A 13,558-nucleotide genomic window follows, 5' to 3' on the forward strand; every position below is an offset into this window, starting at 1 on the left:
GAAATGGATATTGACTACACTGAACACAAACACGGTCGCCGAGGGTGCGGGCAAGCCCCGTCTGACGCCCGCGCAGCGCCAGGCGATTGCGCAGGCGCGAGGGCGAGGGATTGCGACCAAGGTGCTGGCTGTGCGCTATGGCGTGTCGGTTCAAACCATCCGCAACATCGCACGCGGGGTGCAGATGGCGCGGGTGCAAGCCCGGTCCGAGACCGCGACTGTGACCGCGCGGGTGCCAGTCGCCGATATCCGGGCCTTTGATGCGCTGATCGCGCAGCTCGGGGGTGATCAAAGATCAACCGTGCTGCGCGCCTTCATCCGCCATCCTGCCGGGTATCTCGGCGCGGATGCAGAGCTTGCCGAGAGCATCCGCGAGTTGTGCCGCGAATTGTCAGCGATCGGCTCAAACCTCAATCAGATCGCGCGGCGGCTGAATGACCCGCGCCTGCTGCCAGAGGCCCGCGAGCTGCGCCGTCGCGAGGTGGAGGTGCTGCGCGCAACCCATGCTGCCGTCACACAGTCGCGAGATCACCTGGCTGTGCTGATCGGAGCGAAGGCGCGCAGGCGCGATGCGGCCTTCCGGGCGATCCTGGGCGAAGCCCTTGTCGGGGATATGACCCCGGAGGTGACGCATGGCAGGTAAGCCGGATGCTGTGAGCGCGGCCATGGGCACGCTGTTCGACGAGGGCTGGACTCGCGGCCCGGGCGGACGCGGCGATGAGCCTGCGCCGAAATCCTTCGGGCGTCGCGGGGGTAGCACGCGCAGCTACCAGCATATGGCGCGGGCGGCATCGGGCAACCGGGCGGTCGTGGTCAAGCTGGTGCGTGGGGGTGGGTGCCATGACAGCCGCCAGCTTGGCAATCAGCTCGACTATCTGATGAGCAAGGCAGACCGCGTGTTTGACTCGATGGGCACGTTCGAGCAGCGCGGGCCGCTTTCCTCTGAAGAAGCGCGCGAGGCCGCGACACGCTGGAGCGAGAGTTGGGAGGGCATGACCTCGTCGGGCCAGACCGCGCATCTGATCGTGTCCTTCCCCCAGGACACGGATGCCCGCGATGTGGAAGTGATCACCGAGCGCTTCTGCGAGCGCATGTTTGACGGCCAGTTCGACTATATCGCGGCCACGCATAGCGACCGCGCGCATCCGCATGCGCATATCGTGGTCAACCGGCGCGGGGAGGATGGGACGCTCTTCACCCTGCGCGCTGGCACGGATCACAGCTATGAGGCCTATAAGGACACACTGGTCGATCTGGGCCAGTCCTATGGGGTTGCACTGGAAGCCAGCAGTCGCTTGCAGCGCGGGATTATCCACCGCGCGCCCACAGATGCCGAATATCGCCGCGGCCGGACCACTGAGCGTCCCCGGATCGGGGCGGATCTGGATTATGCCCGCGCGCAGATCGCGCGCCATGCCGAGAGCTATTCGGCGCTGGCCGCGCATGCGCGCGGGATCGAGGCCATCGATCATTCCCGGTTCACCCGGGGCGAGATCGCCTCTTACACGCGTCTGTCCGATCTTGCCCAAAACCTTCAGCGCGCGGCCAGCGATCTCGCGGCCGGGCGCAGCATTCATCCCCAGAGTTACGGAGCCATCCCCATGTACCAACAAGAGCGCTTCACTCAGGCGCTGGAGCGCCTCGATGCTGTCGTGGCGCAGGCTGAAGACCGGATTGCGGCAGCCGCGCCGGGCGAGCGCCCGCGAGAAGAAGCCCGTCTCAGCGAGGCGCTCTCGAAGCTGGATGCTCTCCTGCCTGAAGAGGCACGGGACAAGGAGCTGAGCGCGCCACCCAGCGAAGCGGGCATCTATGCGGCCCAAAACGCAGCTGTCGCGATGGAGCATGTCGCGCGCGTTGGTGAAGGACGGATACGCGGGGCGGTTGAGGGCAGCGGGATCAGCAGTGACACGCTGATGGCACGGCTGCGCGAAGGCGCGCCGACGGCATCGTTGGAGCAAGACTGGCTGATGGATGATCTGCGCAGCGTGGCCGAGTACCACGGGTTTGATCTGTCAAAGCAGGAGGATCTGGACCGTGCCCTGGAAGAGGTGGACCGCGTGCATGACCGGATCGGGGATGATGTCGGCCTCGATCTCACGCCCGCGCAGCGCGAGACACTGGAGGAGAAGACGTCGCAGAATATCGAGGCCGCGATCACAGCGATGCGCCGTGAGGGGTTTGACAGGGCATCGATCTCGTCGCGGTCATTCGACATAGAGGATCAGGCGCGCGCAGAAGCCCGGGCAGAGGTTCTGGGCGGGGCACGCGCAGAGCCGCAACAGCATGCAGGCACAGAGGTCGCAGTTCAGCCTATGTCGCAGGCAGATCGTGCTGGGCAGCAGACAGCGGACACAGCCAAAGGCCCCCAGGCTGACGGTGATCAGGTGGCGCGCGAAGCGACCGAAGGCGAGGCCAAGGCCGACAGCATCGCAGTCGCGCGCCGCGGGCTTGACCCGCTGGACACACCATCCTCTTACTACGAGCGGTTCGTCGTGACCAAACAGGGCGACACACAGGAATTCTACCGTCATTACGATGACGCGCGTGCGGCCATTGTCGATACGGGGCACACGCTCAGCACCAAGGCTGCCGACAAGGCGACCGCGCTCGACATGGCGGGTCTCGCGGCGCATCGCGGCTGGGAGTCGATGACGGTCACAGGCCCGCAGGATTTCCGGCGCGAGATGTGGATCGAGGGCGCGGCCAAGGGCATCAAGGTCGGCTACAAGCCCAATGAGCGCGATATCGAGGAAGCGGCACGGCGCAGTGACATGGAACGCCCGCGCAGTCTGCAGCGGACGGATGGGCCGTTGAACGACAGAGCGGGTCCCGAGCAGCGCGACCTGTCTCAGGATCGGGCAGCACCACTTTCCGGCAGCATATCCAGCGACAAGGACGATTACAGCCAGGGCGTACGCGGCACAGTGCTTGCGCAAGGGACGCGCCCCTATCTTGACCGCCCCGGGGCTGCGGAGTCCCCCTATGTACGCTTGCAGCTGGCAAATGGCCGCACCCATGATGTCTGGGGCATGGGGGTCACCAAGGCGCTGGCGGAACGTGGCGTGACAGTGAGCGACACGGTCACGCTGTCTTCGACCCGCTCCGAGCCCGTAACCATCACCACGCGTGATCCGGTGACCAATGAGGTCGTCGAGAAACAGGGCAGCCGCCGGACATGGGAGGCGCAGGATATCCAGCGCGGTAATGGGGCTGAGACAGGCACGGACACAGGCCTCAGAACAAGCACCGGCGCTACCGCAGCAACTGGCGCTGCCGCTGGCATGCTAATCGCCGCGAAATCCGATCTCGCGAAACTGCCCGCGCCCACGGACGCGAAACGCGCCGAGGCCTATCGCGAAGCGGTCGAGGAGCGTCTGACCCCCGACGAGATCGCGCGCCTGAAACAGGGCGATATCTCGGGGCTCGAGGGCGTGGGCGCGCGTGAAGATCAGCTTTCTGTTGCCCGCGAATATCTCAAGGCTGAGGGCAATTCGCCCCAGGCCCTGCGCCAGGTCAGCGAAGAGTGGTTTGACGAACGCGCTGCCAATGCGGCGCAAGAGCGGGGGCTCGAGCATGATTAAGACACGCATTCTTGCTGGGCTTGGCCTTTTTGCCGCTCTGGGGCTTGCGCTGGCCTATATTCTGGCCTCGGGCTATCTCGCGCTCAAACTCACCGGCAGTGCTGCCACGCTCGATTGGGGCCTGCTCGTGCAAAACTGGCAGGCAATCCGGCTCCGCCATCCCGATCTCTGGCAGGTGATCGGGCTGATCTTTCTGTTCGCCACTCTGGGCAGCTTGCTCCTGGGCTCCTTCGTCGTCCATGAGGGGCTGACCCGCTTTGGCGAGACCCATTGGCAATCGAAAGCCGAGCTGAAGCGCAACGGCTTCTTTGAGAAACCCGGGCGCGGGTTTCTGCTAGCCAAGATGGGCAAGCCAAAATCATCGGCGAAATTCCTCTGCTCGACCAGCTTCCCGCATTGTCTGGTCGTGGCGCCCACAGGGCGCGGCAAGGGCACAGGCTTTGTGATCCCGAACCTGCTGTGCTTTGTCGGTTCCGCCGTGGTGCTCGATGTGAAGGGCGAGAATTTCGACAAAACCTCACGCAAGCGCCGCGCGCGCGGCGACAAGGTCTGGCGCTTCGCCCCGGTCGATTGGGAACGCCCCACCCATCGCTACAACCCGCTGCAGCGCATCGCGGCCCTCTCCAATCCTGACCAGCGCCAGATGGAGCTGCGCAAGACCGCCAACCTGTTCTTGCAAGCCGATGGCGAGAACGCCAAAGGCCTACTTGAGGGCGGCATCGATCTCTTCGTCGCCTGCGGGATCCTCGCCATTGAACGCGGTGAACCCACCATTGGCGAAATCTACCGCCTTGCCTCTTCGGGGGGTGACAAGACCAAGCAATATGCGGGCTATGCCGAGGAAGTGCGCAGCGCGCCTGCAAAGCTGATCTTCGAGCGGCTGGCCTCGACCAATGACCGCACGCTGACCTCCTATCTCTCGCTCCTGATGACCTCGGGCCTCAGCGCCTGGGACAATCCCACGATTGACCGGGCAACCTCGGTGTCGGATTTCGATTTCTCAACCTTCCGGCGCAAGCCGCAGAGTGTCTATCTTGTGGTATCTCCCGACAATATCAAACCGCTCGCACCCCTGATCCGGCTCTTCTTCTCGGATCTGATCGCCTGCCTGCAGGATCATGAACCGGGCGCGGAAGAGCCATGGCCCGTGATGATCCTGCTCGATGAGTTCGACCGCTTGGGCAAGATGCCCATCGTGGCCGAGAGCATCAAGACGCTGCGCTCTTATGGCGGGCATCTGGCGATCATCACCCAGACCATTCCTGCGCTGGATGAAATCTATGGCGAGAATACCCGCCTGTCGCTGCAGGGTGGGGCAGGGGTCAAGCTCTACATGACCCCATCGGAAAAGCGCACAGTCACCGAGGTCAGTGAATCTACCGGCATGACCACCAAGCGCGTGGTGTCGAAATCGCGCTCCATGGGGCGGGGCATGTTCGACACCAATGTGAGCGAACGCACCGAGGAACGCCCGCTGCTGACCGAGGACGAGGCCGCCCGGCTCAGCCTTGACGACATCATCCTGGTGATCGACGGCCAGCACCCGGCGCGCGCCAAGCGGATCAAATACTATGAGGACGCCAAGCTGCGCCATCTCTTCGAGGGGCAGAGCGGCGACTACCCCTTGCCGCTGGGGGGCAAGCTGAATGCACAGGACGCCGCCGAGATCGATGATCGCGTGGCAGCCATTGTGCAGCGGCGGACTGAAGGTATGATCGCGGCGCAGCGGGTGGGGCCGGGAAGTGGTGCCGCGCCAACAATCAACACAACGCCCAGCCCAAGGCCGCGCCGCGTAAGCAGTTCGTTGATGGCAGCCCATATCATCGACATCTCAGGCTTCGATCCCGCCAAGGCGCCAAAGCCGATCTTCGAGTGCGCGCCAAAGGCGCCGCCACTGTTGAAACTGCGCAGCGGACGCAGCAGTCAGATACTGACGAAAGCAAAACTTATCGCGCCAACGCCTGAAAATTGCGACGTGGTCGAACGCATCGCGGATACTTTGGGCGGTGACCCCGAGAGCGCGGCCGCTTGAGGGAGCAGCGCCAGTCAAATGCCTTGTGGGTGCCAAACTGTCAGAGATACTATCGGCTTTCAACGTGAAGGGCGGAGAGCCGACTGTGACGCTGCGGCAAGACGGTAGTGACGTTGGGCTGAAGCAGCCATTGGCCGAAACCACAGGGTTCAGGTAGTCTGCTACGGCCGAAAGAGTTTCCGTTTCAGTATTTCGGCTGACTGCGCGAGATCACATAGCCCGGTCCCAGCGACCATGCCTCTCAAGATCAAACTGGAACCAAGGTGGCTTACGGGGGTCCGGCTGCGGACGCCACTGACGCTCAGACGGAGATGAGGCGCCGTGCGGCCAGCCAGCTTGCCAGCGCCATCGCCCCGGCGGTGGCGAGGCACAGGGGCAGCCCACCGATCTGGTAGCTGAGGCCCGATAGCAGCGTGCCGATCAACCGTCCGGCAGCATTGGCCATGTAGTAGAAGCCCACATCGCGGGTGATCCGGTCGGCCGCGCCAAAGGCGAGGATCAGGTAGGAATGCACCGAGGAATTGACCGCGAAGACGAAGCCGAAGAGCAGCAGCCCGCCAATCAGTGTCGCAGTCAGCCAGTCGGCCGGATCGCCAGCCGCCAGGCTTGCTGTGGCCAGCAGGAACGGGATCGGCACCAGCAGCCCGCACCACAAGATGGCCTTGCGCGTGATCTCGGCCTCGGACTGGCCCTTGCTGCCCAGAATGCGCGGTGCAAAGGCCTGGACTGCGCCGTAGAGAATGATCCAGGCCGCCATGAACCCGCCGACCAGAAAGAAGGCCTCGCGGCGCCCCTCGGACGTGCCATCCGACAGGACGGCCTGAAAATAGATCGGGATGCCGACGACGAACCACACGTCGCGCGCACCGAACAGGAACATCCGTGCAAGGCTCAGGCGGTTCACGCGCGGGTCGGTGGACCGCCAGCCCGCCCATGTATCCGCGTCCTTCATCCGCCCCGGCAGGCCCGCGGGCAGGAATAGTACCACTGCCAGCAGGATCACCGCCAGCACCGCCGCCATGCCCCAGATGGCCGCCTGAAACCCGGCCAGTGCCAAGAGCGCCGCGCCAAGGAAAAACCCGAAGCCCTTGACCGCGTTCTTGGATCCGGTGAGTGCCGCGACCCAGCGGAAGAGGCCCCCATCCTCGGACGGGGCCAGCAGCTTGACGGCGGATTTCGAGGACATCTTGGCCAGATCCTTGGCCACGCCCGAGACACCCTGCACGGCCATGACGAAGATCACCGAGGCAGTGATGCCCCAGCCCGGGTCCATCTGCGCGAGGGCTGCCAGCGCCGCGATCTGTAGAGCAAGCCCGGCATAGAGTGTCGCCGCCAGCCCGAACCGCGCGGCCAGCCAGCCTGCCGCCAGATTGGTCACGATGCCCGCGATTTCGTAAAGCAGGAACAGCCAGGCCAGCTGGATCGGCGTGAAGCCGAGGCTGTTGAAATGCAAGAGCACCAGCATCCTGAGCGCCCCGTCCGACAGCATGAAGGCCCAATAGGCCGCCGTCACCGCCGCGTAGGCGCGCAGGGGGTTGGAAACGCTCACCTGCGCCCCTTTTTCAATGCACCGCGCAGGATCACAAGCCCGCCCGAAAGATGCAGCACGGCAACGCCCAGACCCACCACAAGATCGGGCCAGCCGCTTTGCGTGGCCAGCACCAAATAGCCCGCAACGATCATCGCGATATTGGCGAGCGCATCATTGCGCGATGACAGCCAGGCCGCGCGCAGGCCAAGGCTCTCGGGCTGCGGGCCCCGCCGGGCGGCGAGGATCACGGCGACGCTGACCAGATTGGCCGCCAGCGCCAGTTTCGACACCGCGATGATCGCAATCCCTTCGGGCGGCATGGTGTCGAACACGAAGCGCAGCGCCTGCCACATCGCCAGACCGCCCGGAAACATCATCAGCACGGCCACGACCACACCGAAGCGGCGCTCGGCTTGCTCGGTCGCACCCATCATCGCCAGCGCCAGCAGATAGATCACGCTGTCCTCGACGAAATCCGCCGCATCGGCCAAGAGCGCAACCGACCTTGCCCAGAGACCTGCGATGATCTCGATTACCGCAAGCGAGGCGTTCAGAACAAACGCGATGAGAAGCGCACGGCGCTCGGTCATTCACAACCCCTGTGCCACCATGCGGGTGATGTCCGCCAGACGGCAGGCATAGCCCCATTCATTGTCATACCACGCATAGAGTTTCAGCTGTGTGCCGTTGATCACCATGGTGGACGGCCCGTCGATGATGCTTGAGCGCGGATCGTTGAGATAGTCGCAGGAGACCAGCGGGCGGTCCTCATAGCCCAGGATGCCCTTGAGCGGCCCCTCTGCGGCGGCCTTGAAGAGCGCGTTGACCTCCTCCACTGTCGTTTCGCGCTCCAGCTCAAAAACGCAATCGGTGAGCGAGGCGTTCAGCAACGGCACGCGCACGGCATGTCCGTTCAACCGGCCCTTCAGTTCGGGATAGATCAGCGTGATCGCCGTGGCGCTGCCGGTGGTGGTGGGGATCAGGTTGGAAAGCGCCGAGCGCGCGCGGCGCATGTCCTTGGCGGGACGGTCGACGATGGTCTGAGTGTTGGTCACGTCATGGATCGTGGTGATCGAGCCGTGGCGGATGCCAAGCGCCTCGTGAATGACCTTGACCACCGGGGCGAGGCAGTTGGTGGTGCAGGAGGCTGCCGTGATGATGTTCTGGCTGCCATCATAGAGGTGATGATTGACGCCATAGACCAGATTGAGCGCGCCGACGTCCTTGACCGGCGCGCTGACGACCACTTTCTTCACGCCTGCTCTGAAATAGGGCGCAATCTTCGCTTCGGTCTTGAAAACGCCGGTGCAGTCGATGACCAGATCGACGCCCATCTCAGCCAGCGGTAGCGCTTCGATGCTCCGCTCATGCGTCAGGCGGATGGTCTGGCCGTTCAGGACCAGCGCACCCTCGGCGGCGGAAACGGGCGTGTTCCAGCGGCCATGGACCGAGTCGAACTCCATGAGCAGCGCGTGCTGTTCGGCATCTCCAACCGGATCGTTCAGCAGCACGATCTCGCCCCCCGCGCCACTGTCGATCAGGTCGCGCAGAACGAGTTTTCCGATGCGGCCAAGGCCATTGAGGGCGATGCGTATGGTCATGGGGTCTCGCCTATCGATTTCATTTTCCGGGTCGCGTCGCAGGCATATGGACGCGGTTTTGAAACTGTTTGGTGACACTGATCATGCTGCAAACCTTTGCCTTGTCCGATTTGCGAACCACACGAGCGACAGCATTACCGGCACCTCGACCAGCACGCCGACCACGGTGACCAGTGCTGCGACCGAGTTCAGGCCGAACAGCCCGATGGCCACGGCCACCGCCAGCTCGAAATGGTTCGATGTCCCGATCAGCGCGCAGGGTGCGGCCACGGTATGCGGTACGCCCCAGCGCCACGCCGCCGCATAAGCCAGCGCGAAGATGCCGTAGGACTGGATGAGGATTGGCACCGCGATCATGGCGATCAGAGCGGGGCGCTCGATGATGACATCGCCCTGAAAGCCGAAGAGCAGCACCACTGTGCCCAGCAGCCCCAGCACCGAGAAGGGCTTGAGCCGCCCCGTGAAACCCGTGACCGACGCTTCGGCCAGCGCCGCATCGCGCGCGCGGCGGGTAAGGAACAGCCGCGTCAGCACCCCGGCCACCAGCGGCACCACCACGAACAGAACCACCGACAGCAGCAGCGTGTCCCAGGGCACGGTCACTTCGGTCAGGCCCAGCAGCAACGCCACCAGCGGCGCATAGAGCACCACCATCACCAGATTGTTCACCGACACTTGCGCCAGCGCGTAGTTGGGATCGCCGCGCGTCAACTGCGACCAGACGAACACCATCGCCGTGCAGGGTGCTGCCCCCAGCAGGATCAGCCCGGCGATGTATTCGCCCGCCGTTTCCGGCTCGATGAAGGGGGCAAAGACGTATTCGAAGAAGATGATCCCCAGCACCGCCATGGTGAAGGGCTTGATCGCCCAGTTTACCGCGAGCGTGATGATCAGCCCCTTGGGGCGCTCATGCACCCGCGCCAGTGCGGCGAAGTTTACCGCCACCATCATCGGGTAGATCATCACCCAGATCAGCACGGTGATCACCAGGTTGATCTTTCCGATCTCCCACCCGGCAAGCGTGGTGAACAGATCGGGGAACAGCGCGCCGAGCGCGAGCCCGGCGAGGATGCTCAGCGTCACCCAGATCGAGAGATACCGTTCGAATGTGGACATGCGCGGACTTTCAGGTGTTATCTGGGGTGACGCAGCAGGCGGGATCGCCGGATGCAGCCTCTAGCGCGCCGATAAGTTCCGCCAGCGGGGCCAGCGCACCGGGGGCGAGCGCATAGCAGACGCGGGGCGGGTCGATCTGCCCTTCGATCACGCCCGCCGCTTTCAGGATGCGCAAGTGTTCCGAGACGGTCGATTGCGCCAGCCCCACCGCCTGCACGATATCGCCGCCGATGCATCCCGGCGTGCGCGCGAGCAGCGCAAGGATTTTCAGCCGCGCAGGGTGCGCCAGTGCCTTGGCCAGCGCGGCCAGCCGTTCATCATCAGCCGCTTTCGCAAGAATTGGGTATGAGAGCATGTACATCACTTCGGCTATCGTCGTTAAACGATTTATAGAAATGTTTCAGAAATGGCACAAGAGCTCGTGCAGCCTGCGCGTCAGAGTTCCCTATGGACTGAACGTCCGTTTGGGGGGCGGACCCGTCGCTCCTGCCGTCATTTTCGCAGTGTAAGAGAGCCGCCTGACGACGGCGCAGCCATGCAGCTTCTGTAATTGGTGGAAGCAGACAAGCGCTGCAGCGACTTTGACCTGCAGTATTAAGTACTCGAGCTTGTCAGAAAGCCCCCGATCCAAAGCCCGACCTGATCCGCACAAACTATTTCTTCACGTGTAAGCGGGCTGAGTTGAATCTTTTGAACGGTAGTTTACCCAATTGCTGTATCCGCACATACACCGTGCAACCGCAGAGATTGTGACTTGGAAAACCTACTGCGCCAGATTCTGATGACATTTTCCAGAGACTGGCTACTTCTTGCGTTGTTGGCATTGTTCCCGTTTTTGCTCTGGCTGGCACCTGCCGGCCTTGGCGCTTTGCCGGGACTTGTGGATTGGAAGACTGTATCGGCTCTTGCCGGTCTGATGGTCCTCAGCCGTGGGCTGGAGGTCTCAGGCATGATTGATCGTGTGGGACGCGCAGTTTTGACGCAGTTGCACAGCATACGTTGGCTCGCTGTTGCATTGGTCCTTCTGGCCGCGGTCCTGTCAGCGATTGTCACCAATGATGTGGCGCTGTTCGTGACCGTGCCGTTGACATTGGGTCTAGCGCGCATGGTCACGCTGCCGGTGGGACGGCTCGTAATCTTTCAGGCGCTTGCCGTGAATGCAGGCTCTGCGCTATCGCCTGTGGGAAATCCGCAAAACCTGTTCCTGTGGCAGGTCTCAGGCATGGGGTTCGTCGAGTTCACACTAACGATGCTGCCCATATCGGGCGCTATGCTTGTTCTGGTCCTCGCGCTTGTGCCGGTCGGCTTTGGCAAGGCCACGCTCGCGCTGGCGGACATGAAAAGCCCTTTGCCACTGAACCGCGACCTGATGGGTGCGTCACTTGTCGCCTATCCACTGTTTCTATGGGCCGTGAATGCCGGGTTTGCAATGGTCGGGGCTGCGGTCATCATCGGCGTTTTTGCTGTAATCTTCCGGAAGATCCTGCGCGGCGTGGATTGGACGCTGTTGCTGGTTTTCATCCTGATGTTCGTCAATATGGGGCTGGCGGGCCAAATTCCCATGATAGAGACGCAAGTCAGCGCGCTTCTGCACGGGCCGGGTTCAGCCTTTGCTCTGGGCGCGGGGCTGTCGCAGGTCATCTCAAATGTCCCGGCCGCGATCTTTCTGGCCGCCTTTACAGACGAGTGGCGGGCGCTGGCGTGGGGGGTGAATGTAGGAGGCTTCGGACTTGCGATCGGCTCACTGGCCAATCTGATCGCCCTTCGGCTGTACCGCCAGCCCGGATTGTGGGTGCAGTTCCACCTCTGGTCGCTGCCGGTATTTGGCATCAGCTTCGCTGTTGGCGCGGCACTTCTGGCGATCTGAAAGGCCGGTGCGCGACATATTTGCATTTCCCTCGGGCAAGGGCGCGGTTTTGCTTAGGCTATTGCCCGAGTTGTTTGCACTGGAGGCCGCTGTCAGTTAGCCAAACCCGACCCGGCACGATATGGCATAACTGACGAAAGGCTCATTGCATGACATATCTGGAAGCTGTCATTCTGGGCCTTGTTCAGGGTGTGTTCATGTTTGTTCCGGTCAGTTCGACGGCGCATCTGGTCGTGACACAGCATGTCATGATTGCGCAGGGCTCCAGCATACCGCCGCCAGAAAGCCCGGCAATGATCCTGTTCGATCTGGTGGTGCATTTGGGCACATTGGTGTCCATCGCAGTGGTTTTCTGGAAAAGCCTGTCTGCGCTCTGCCGCGCAACTGTGGTGGAGACGACCAGCCGCCTGCGCATGCCGGGGCAGGGGATGGGGGTATTCTCGAAGCTGTTTCTGATGGGGATGCTGACAGTTCTGGTGACAGGCGTGCTGGGGCTTTTGTTCAAGCGCACTTTCGAGATGGTCTTTTCCGCGCCGCAGGTCCTGGTTGTCACCCTCTCGCTGACCGCTGTGCTGTTATACGTGACCGACCGCCTGCCGAGGCGCCCGCTGGGGATAAAGAGCCTTGGTCCGCGCATTGCGATCGTGATCGGGGTGGCGCAGGCCTTGGCGTTGATCCCGGGCATCAGCCGCAGTGGCATAACCATCATCGCCGGGCTGTTTTCCGGCCTGAAGCGGCGTTGGGCCGCCGAATACAGTTTTCTGGTGGCGATCCCGACCATTCTGGCGGCCAGCCTATTGCAAGGCATTGAAGTGATGCGCGGTGCGGGGCTGGAAGGTGTCGGCCTGGGGCCGATGCTGGTGGGGTTCGTAGTGGCCGCCATTTCCGGCACAGTGGCTTTGAGCCTTGTGCTGGCGCTGCTGTACAAGGCGCAACTGAAGGTGTTTTCCGTTTATCTGATTGCCCTCGCGTCGGTAATCGGGTTCGGGGTGTTTGACGGGATCATCTGATCGTATCCGTGACGGAATAGTGGGTTATCCAGCGTTCCCGAAACGAATGAATTGTTTGCCAGCCCATCCAGCCCCCCAGTGTTCCAGGTCATTGAACCAACCCGAGCGAGCATTCCATGATCGAGACAAACTTGATCCGGGCGGATAGGGCAATTCTTCGTCATCACCGCACCGGGCTTCCTATGCCTGCTACAGGCTGAACGTAATGGGCGTATGAACCTGATAATGCGCGTTGCCCTTCAGTGTAAGTTCCGATCCTTGTTCGCAAGGAGGTGGTTGACTTGCGCTTCAGCCGGGGCTATCAGAACGACGCTGCGAATATCGCGGCCATTTTCATGTATCAACCAGAGAGACCCATGGACAGTTGCTCTAGTAGCGGTCTGGCCTCTGTGTTTTGCGAAATGCTGCGCAGCCGCCAGACCTTCCGGACACAATCAGACCACCCGGCCTGTCTGCGGCTTTGGGGCCTGCGCCTGTAACGCAGCCCTTGTGCTTCCAGACCGGCGCGGCTGGACGGAGGCACGACAATGACCTTTCACTTCGCCCATATGGCTCCACCCGGCGCATCCGCGCGCCGCACCCCTGTCGCTTGCTGGCTGCGTGATGCGCGCACAGGCCGGCTGATGCAGCATTGGCTGACCACCACGCCCAGTCAGCCGGACGCATTGGACAGCCCCCTTTGCGCACTTCTCGCCCAGCAAGCCGAGCTGCGCGCGGGCTGACGCCCGCACGCACGCGCCCGCGTCGGGAGGGCATCCTATGCGTCTCATCCTCGCCGGAGGGCGGCATCTCGATGATGTCACCCTGATCCGCCGCGCGC

At 62.8% G+C, this 13,558-nt stretch carries 11 protein-coding genes; 6 read left to right on the plus strand and 5 right to left on the minus strand.

The window, feature by feature from the left end:
- Positions 1 to 10 precede the first annotated feature (10 nt).
- Genes mobC through BG457_RS19370 form a run of 3 tightly spaced genes read left to right on the plus strand, consistent with a single transcriptional unit; the run spans position 11 to position 5,613 of the window.
- Entirely contained in the window at positions 11 to 643 is a 633-nt protein-coding gene (mobC, locus tag BG457_RS19360) for a plasmid mobilization relaxosome protein MobC (protein WP_071799503.1), read from the plus strand.
- Positions 633 to 3,581, plus strand: coding sequence for an LPD7 domain-containing protein (locus BG457_RS19365; protein ID WP_071799504.1), 2,949 nt, complete (start codon positions 633 to 635; stop codon positions 3,579 to 3,581). The genes mobC and BG457_RS19365 overlap by 11 nt, the downstream gene beginning before the upstream one ends.
- Positions 3,574 to 5,613, plus strand: a complete 2,040-nt coding sequence (locus BG457_RS19370; RefSeq protein WP_084657754.1) for a type IV secretory system conjugative DNA transfer family protein — start codon at positions 3,574 to 3,576, stop codon at positions 5,611 to 5,613. The genes BG457_RS19365 and BG457_RS19370 overlap by 8 nt, the downstream gene beginning before the upstream one ends.
- Before the next feature lie 301 nt (positions 5,614 to 5,914).
- On the opposite strand, the gene arsJ is transcribed toward BG457_RS19370, so the two are convergent.
- The 5 genes from arsJ to BG457_RS19395 all read right to left on the minus strand — a co-directional run bounded on the left by arsJ (position 5,915) and on the right by BG457_RS19395 (position 10,216).
- Positions 5,915 to 7,102 (minus strand): organoarsenical effux MFS transporter ArsJ, encoded by a 1,188-nt coding sequence (gene arsJ / locus BG457_RS19375; RefSeq protein WP_084657755.1) that lies wholly within the window; start codon positions 7,100 to 7,102, stop codon positions 5,915 to 5,917.
- A 56-nt stretch (positions 7,103 to 7,158) separates the two neighbouring features.
- Positions 7,159 to 7,734 carry a cation efflux transmembrane domain-containing protein gene (locus BG457_RS19380; protein WP_071799507.1) on the minus strand — a complete coding sequence of 192 codons (576 nt, stop codon included), beginning with the start codon at positions 7,732 to 7,734 and terminating at the stop codon, positions 7,159 to 7,161.
- Positions 7,735 to 8,745, minus strand: coding sequence for an ArsJ-associated glyceraldehyde-3-phosphate dehydrogenase (locus BG457_RS19385; RefSeq protein WP_071799508.1), 1,011 nt, complete (start codon positions 8,743 to 8,745; stop codon positions 7,735 to 7,737).
- An 81-nt stretch (positions 8,746 to 8,826) separates the two neighbouring features.
- Positions 8,827 to 9,861 (minus strand): ACR3 family arsenite efflux transporter, encoded by a 1,035-nt coding sequence (gene arsB / locus BG457_RS19390; RefSeq protein WP_071799509.1) that lies wholly within the window; start codon positions 9,859 to 9,861, stop codon positions 8,827 to 8,829.
- Positions 9,862 to 9,871: 10 nt separating this feature from the next.
- Complete coding sequence (locus BG457_RS19395) at positions 9,872 to 10,216, minus strand: ArsR/SmtB family transcription factor (RefSeq protein WP_084657756.1); 345 nt, start codon at positions 10,214 to 10,216, stop codon at positions 9,872 to 9,874.
- A 426-nt stretch (positions 10,217 to 10,642) separates the two neighbouring features.
- Here BG457_RS19395 and BG457_RS19400 point away from each other — a divergent pair, with 426 nt between their 5' ends.
- From BG457_RS19400 to BG457_RS20080, 3 genes are all read left to right on the plus strand, one after another.
- Positions 10,643 to 11,728, plus strand: a complete 1,086-nt coding sequence (locus tag BG457_RS19400; protein ID WP_071799518.1) for an SLC13 family permease — start codon at positions 10,643 to 10,645, stop codon at positions 11,726 to 11,728.
- 149 nt (positions 11,729 to 11,877) lie between these two features.
- A complete protein-coding gene (locus BG457_RS19405) occupies positions 11,878 to 12,738 on the plus strand; it encodes an undecaprenyl-diphosphate phosphatase (RefSeq protein ID WP_071799511.1) in 861 nt (286 codons plus the stop codon).
- Positions 12,739 to 13,265: 527 nt separating this feature from the next.
- Positions 13,266 to 13,460, plus strand: coding sequence for a hypothetical protein (locus BG457_RS20080; RefSeq protein WP_139257873.1), 195 nt, complete (start codon positions 13,266 to 13,268; stop codon positions 13,458 to 13,460).
- Positions 13,461 to 13,558: the final 98 nt, after the last annotated feature.

The sequence above is a fragment of the Natronohydrobacter thiooxidans genome (assembly GCF_001884735.1).
GTDB classification, from domain to species: domain Bacteria; phylum Pseudomonadota; class Alphaproteobacteria; order Rhodobacterales; family Rhodobacteraceae; genus Roseinatronobacter; species Roseinatronobacter thiooxidans_A.

Excerpts from the sequence above, each read along its gene's own strand:
- BG457_RS19385 (WP_071799508.1), bottom strand. The coding sequence starts at position 8,745 with ATGACCATACGCATCGCCCTCAATGGCCTTGGCCGCATCGGAAAACTC.
- BG457_RS19365 (WP_071799504.1), top strand. The coding sequence starts at position 633 with ATGGCAGGTAAGCCGGATGCTGTGAGCGCGGCCATGGGCACGCTGTTC.
- BG457_RS19405 (WP_071799511.1), top strand. The coding sequence starts at position 11,878 with ATGACATATCTGGAAGCTGTCATTCTGGGCCTTGTTCAGGGTGTGTTC.
- arsJ (WP_084657755.1), bottom strand. The coding sequence starts at position 7,102 with ATGCTGTCGGACGGGGCGCTCAGGATGCTGGTGCTCTTGCATTTCAAC.
- BG457_RS19400 (WP_071799518.1), top strand. The coding sequence starts at position 10,643 with ATGACATTTTCCAGAGACTGGCTACTTCTTGCGTTGTTGGCATTGTTC.
- BG457_RS19370 (WP_084657754.1), top strand. The coding sequence starts at position 3,574 with ATGATTAAGACACGCATTCTTGCTGGGCTTGGCCTTTTTGCCGCTCTG.
- BG457_RS20080 (WP_139257873.1), top strand. The coding sequence starts at position 13,266 with ATGACCTTTCACTTCGCCCATATGGCTCCACCCGGCGCATCCGCGCGC.
- arsB (WP_071799509.1), bottom strand. The coding sequence starts at position 9,861 with ATGTCCACATTCGAACGGTATCTCTCGATCTGGGTGACGCTGAGCATC.
- BG457_RS19380 (WP_071799507.1), bottom strand. The coding sequence starts at position 7,734 with ATGACCGAGCGCCGTGCGCTTCTCATCGCGTTTGTTCTGAACGCCTCG.
- BG457_RS19395 (WP_084657756.1), bottom strand. The coding sequence starts at position 10,216 with ATGCTCTCATACCCAATTCTTGCGAAAGCGGCTGATGATGAACGGCTG.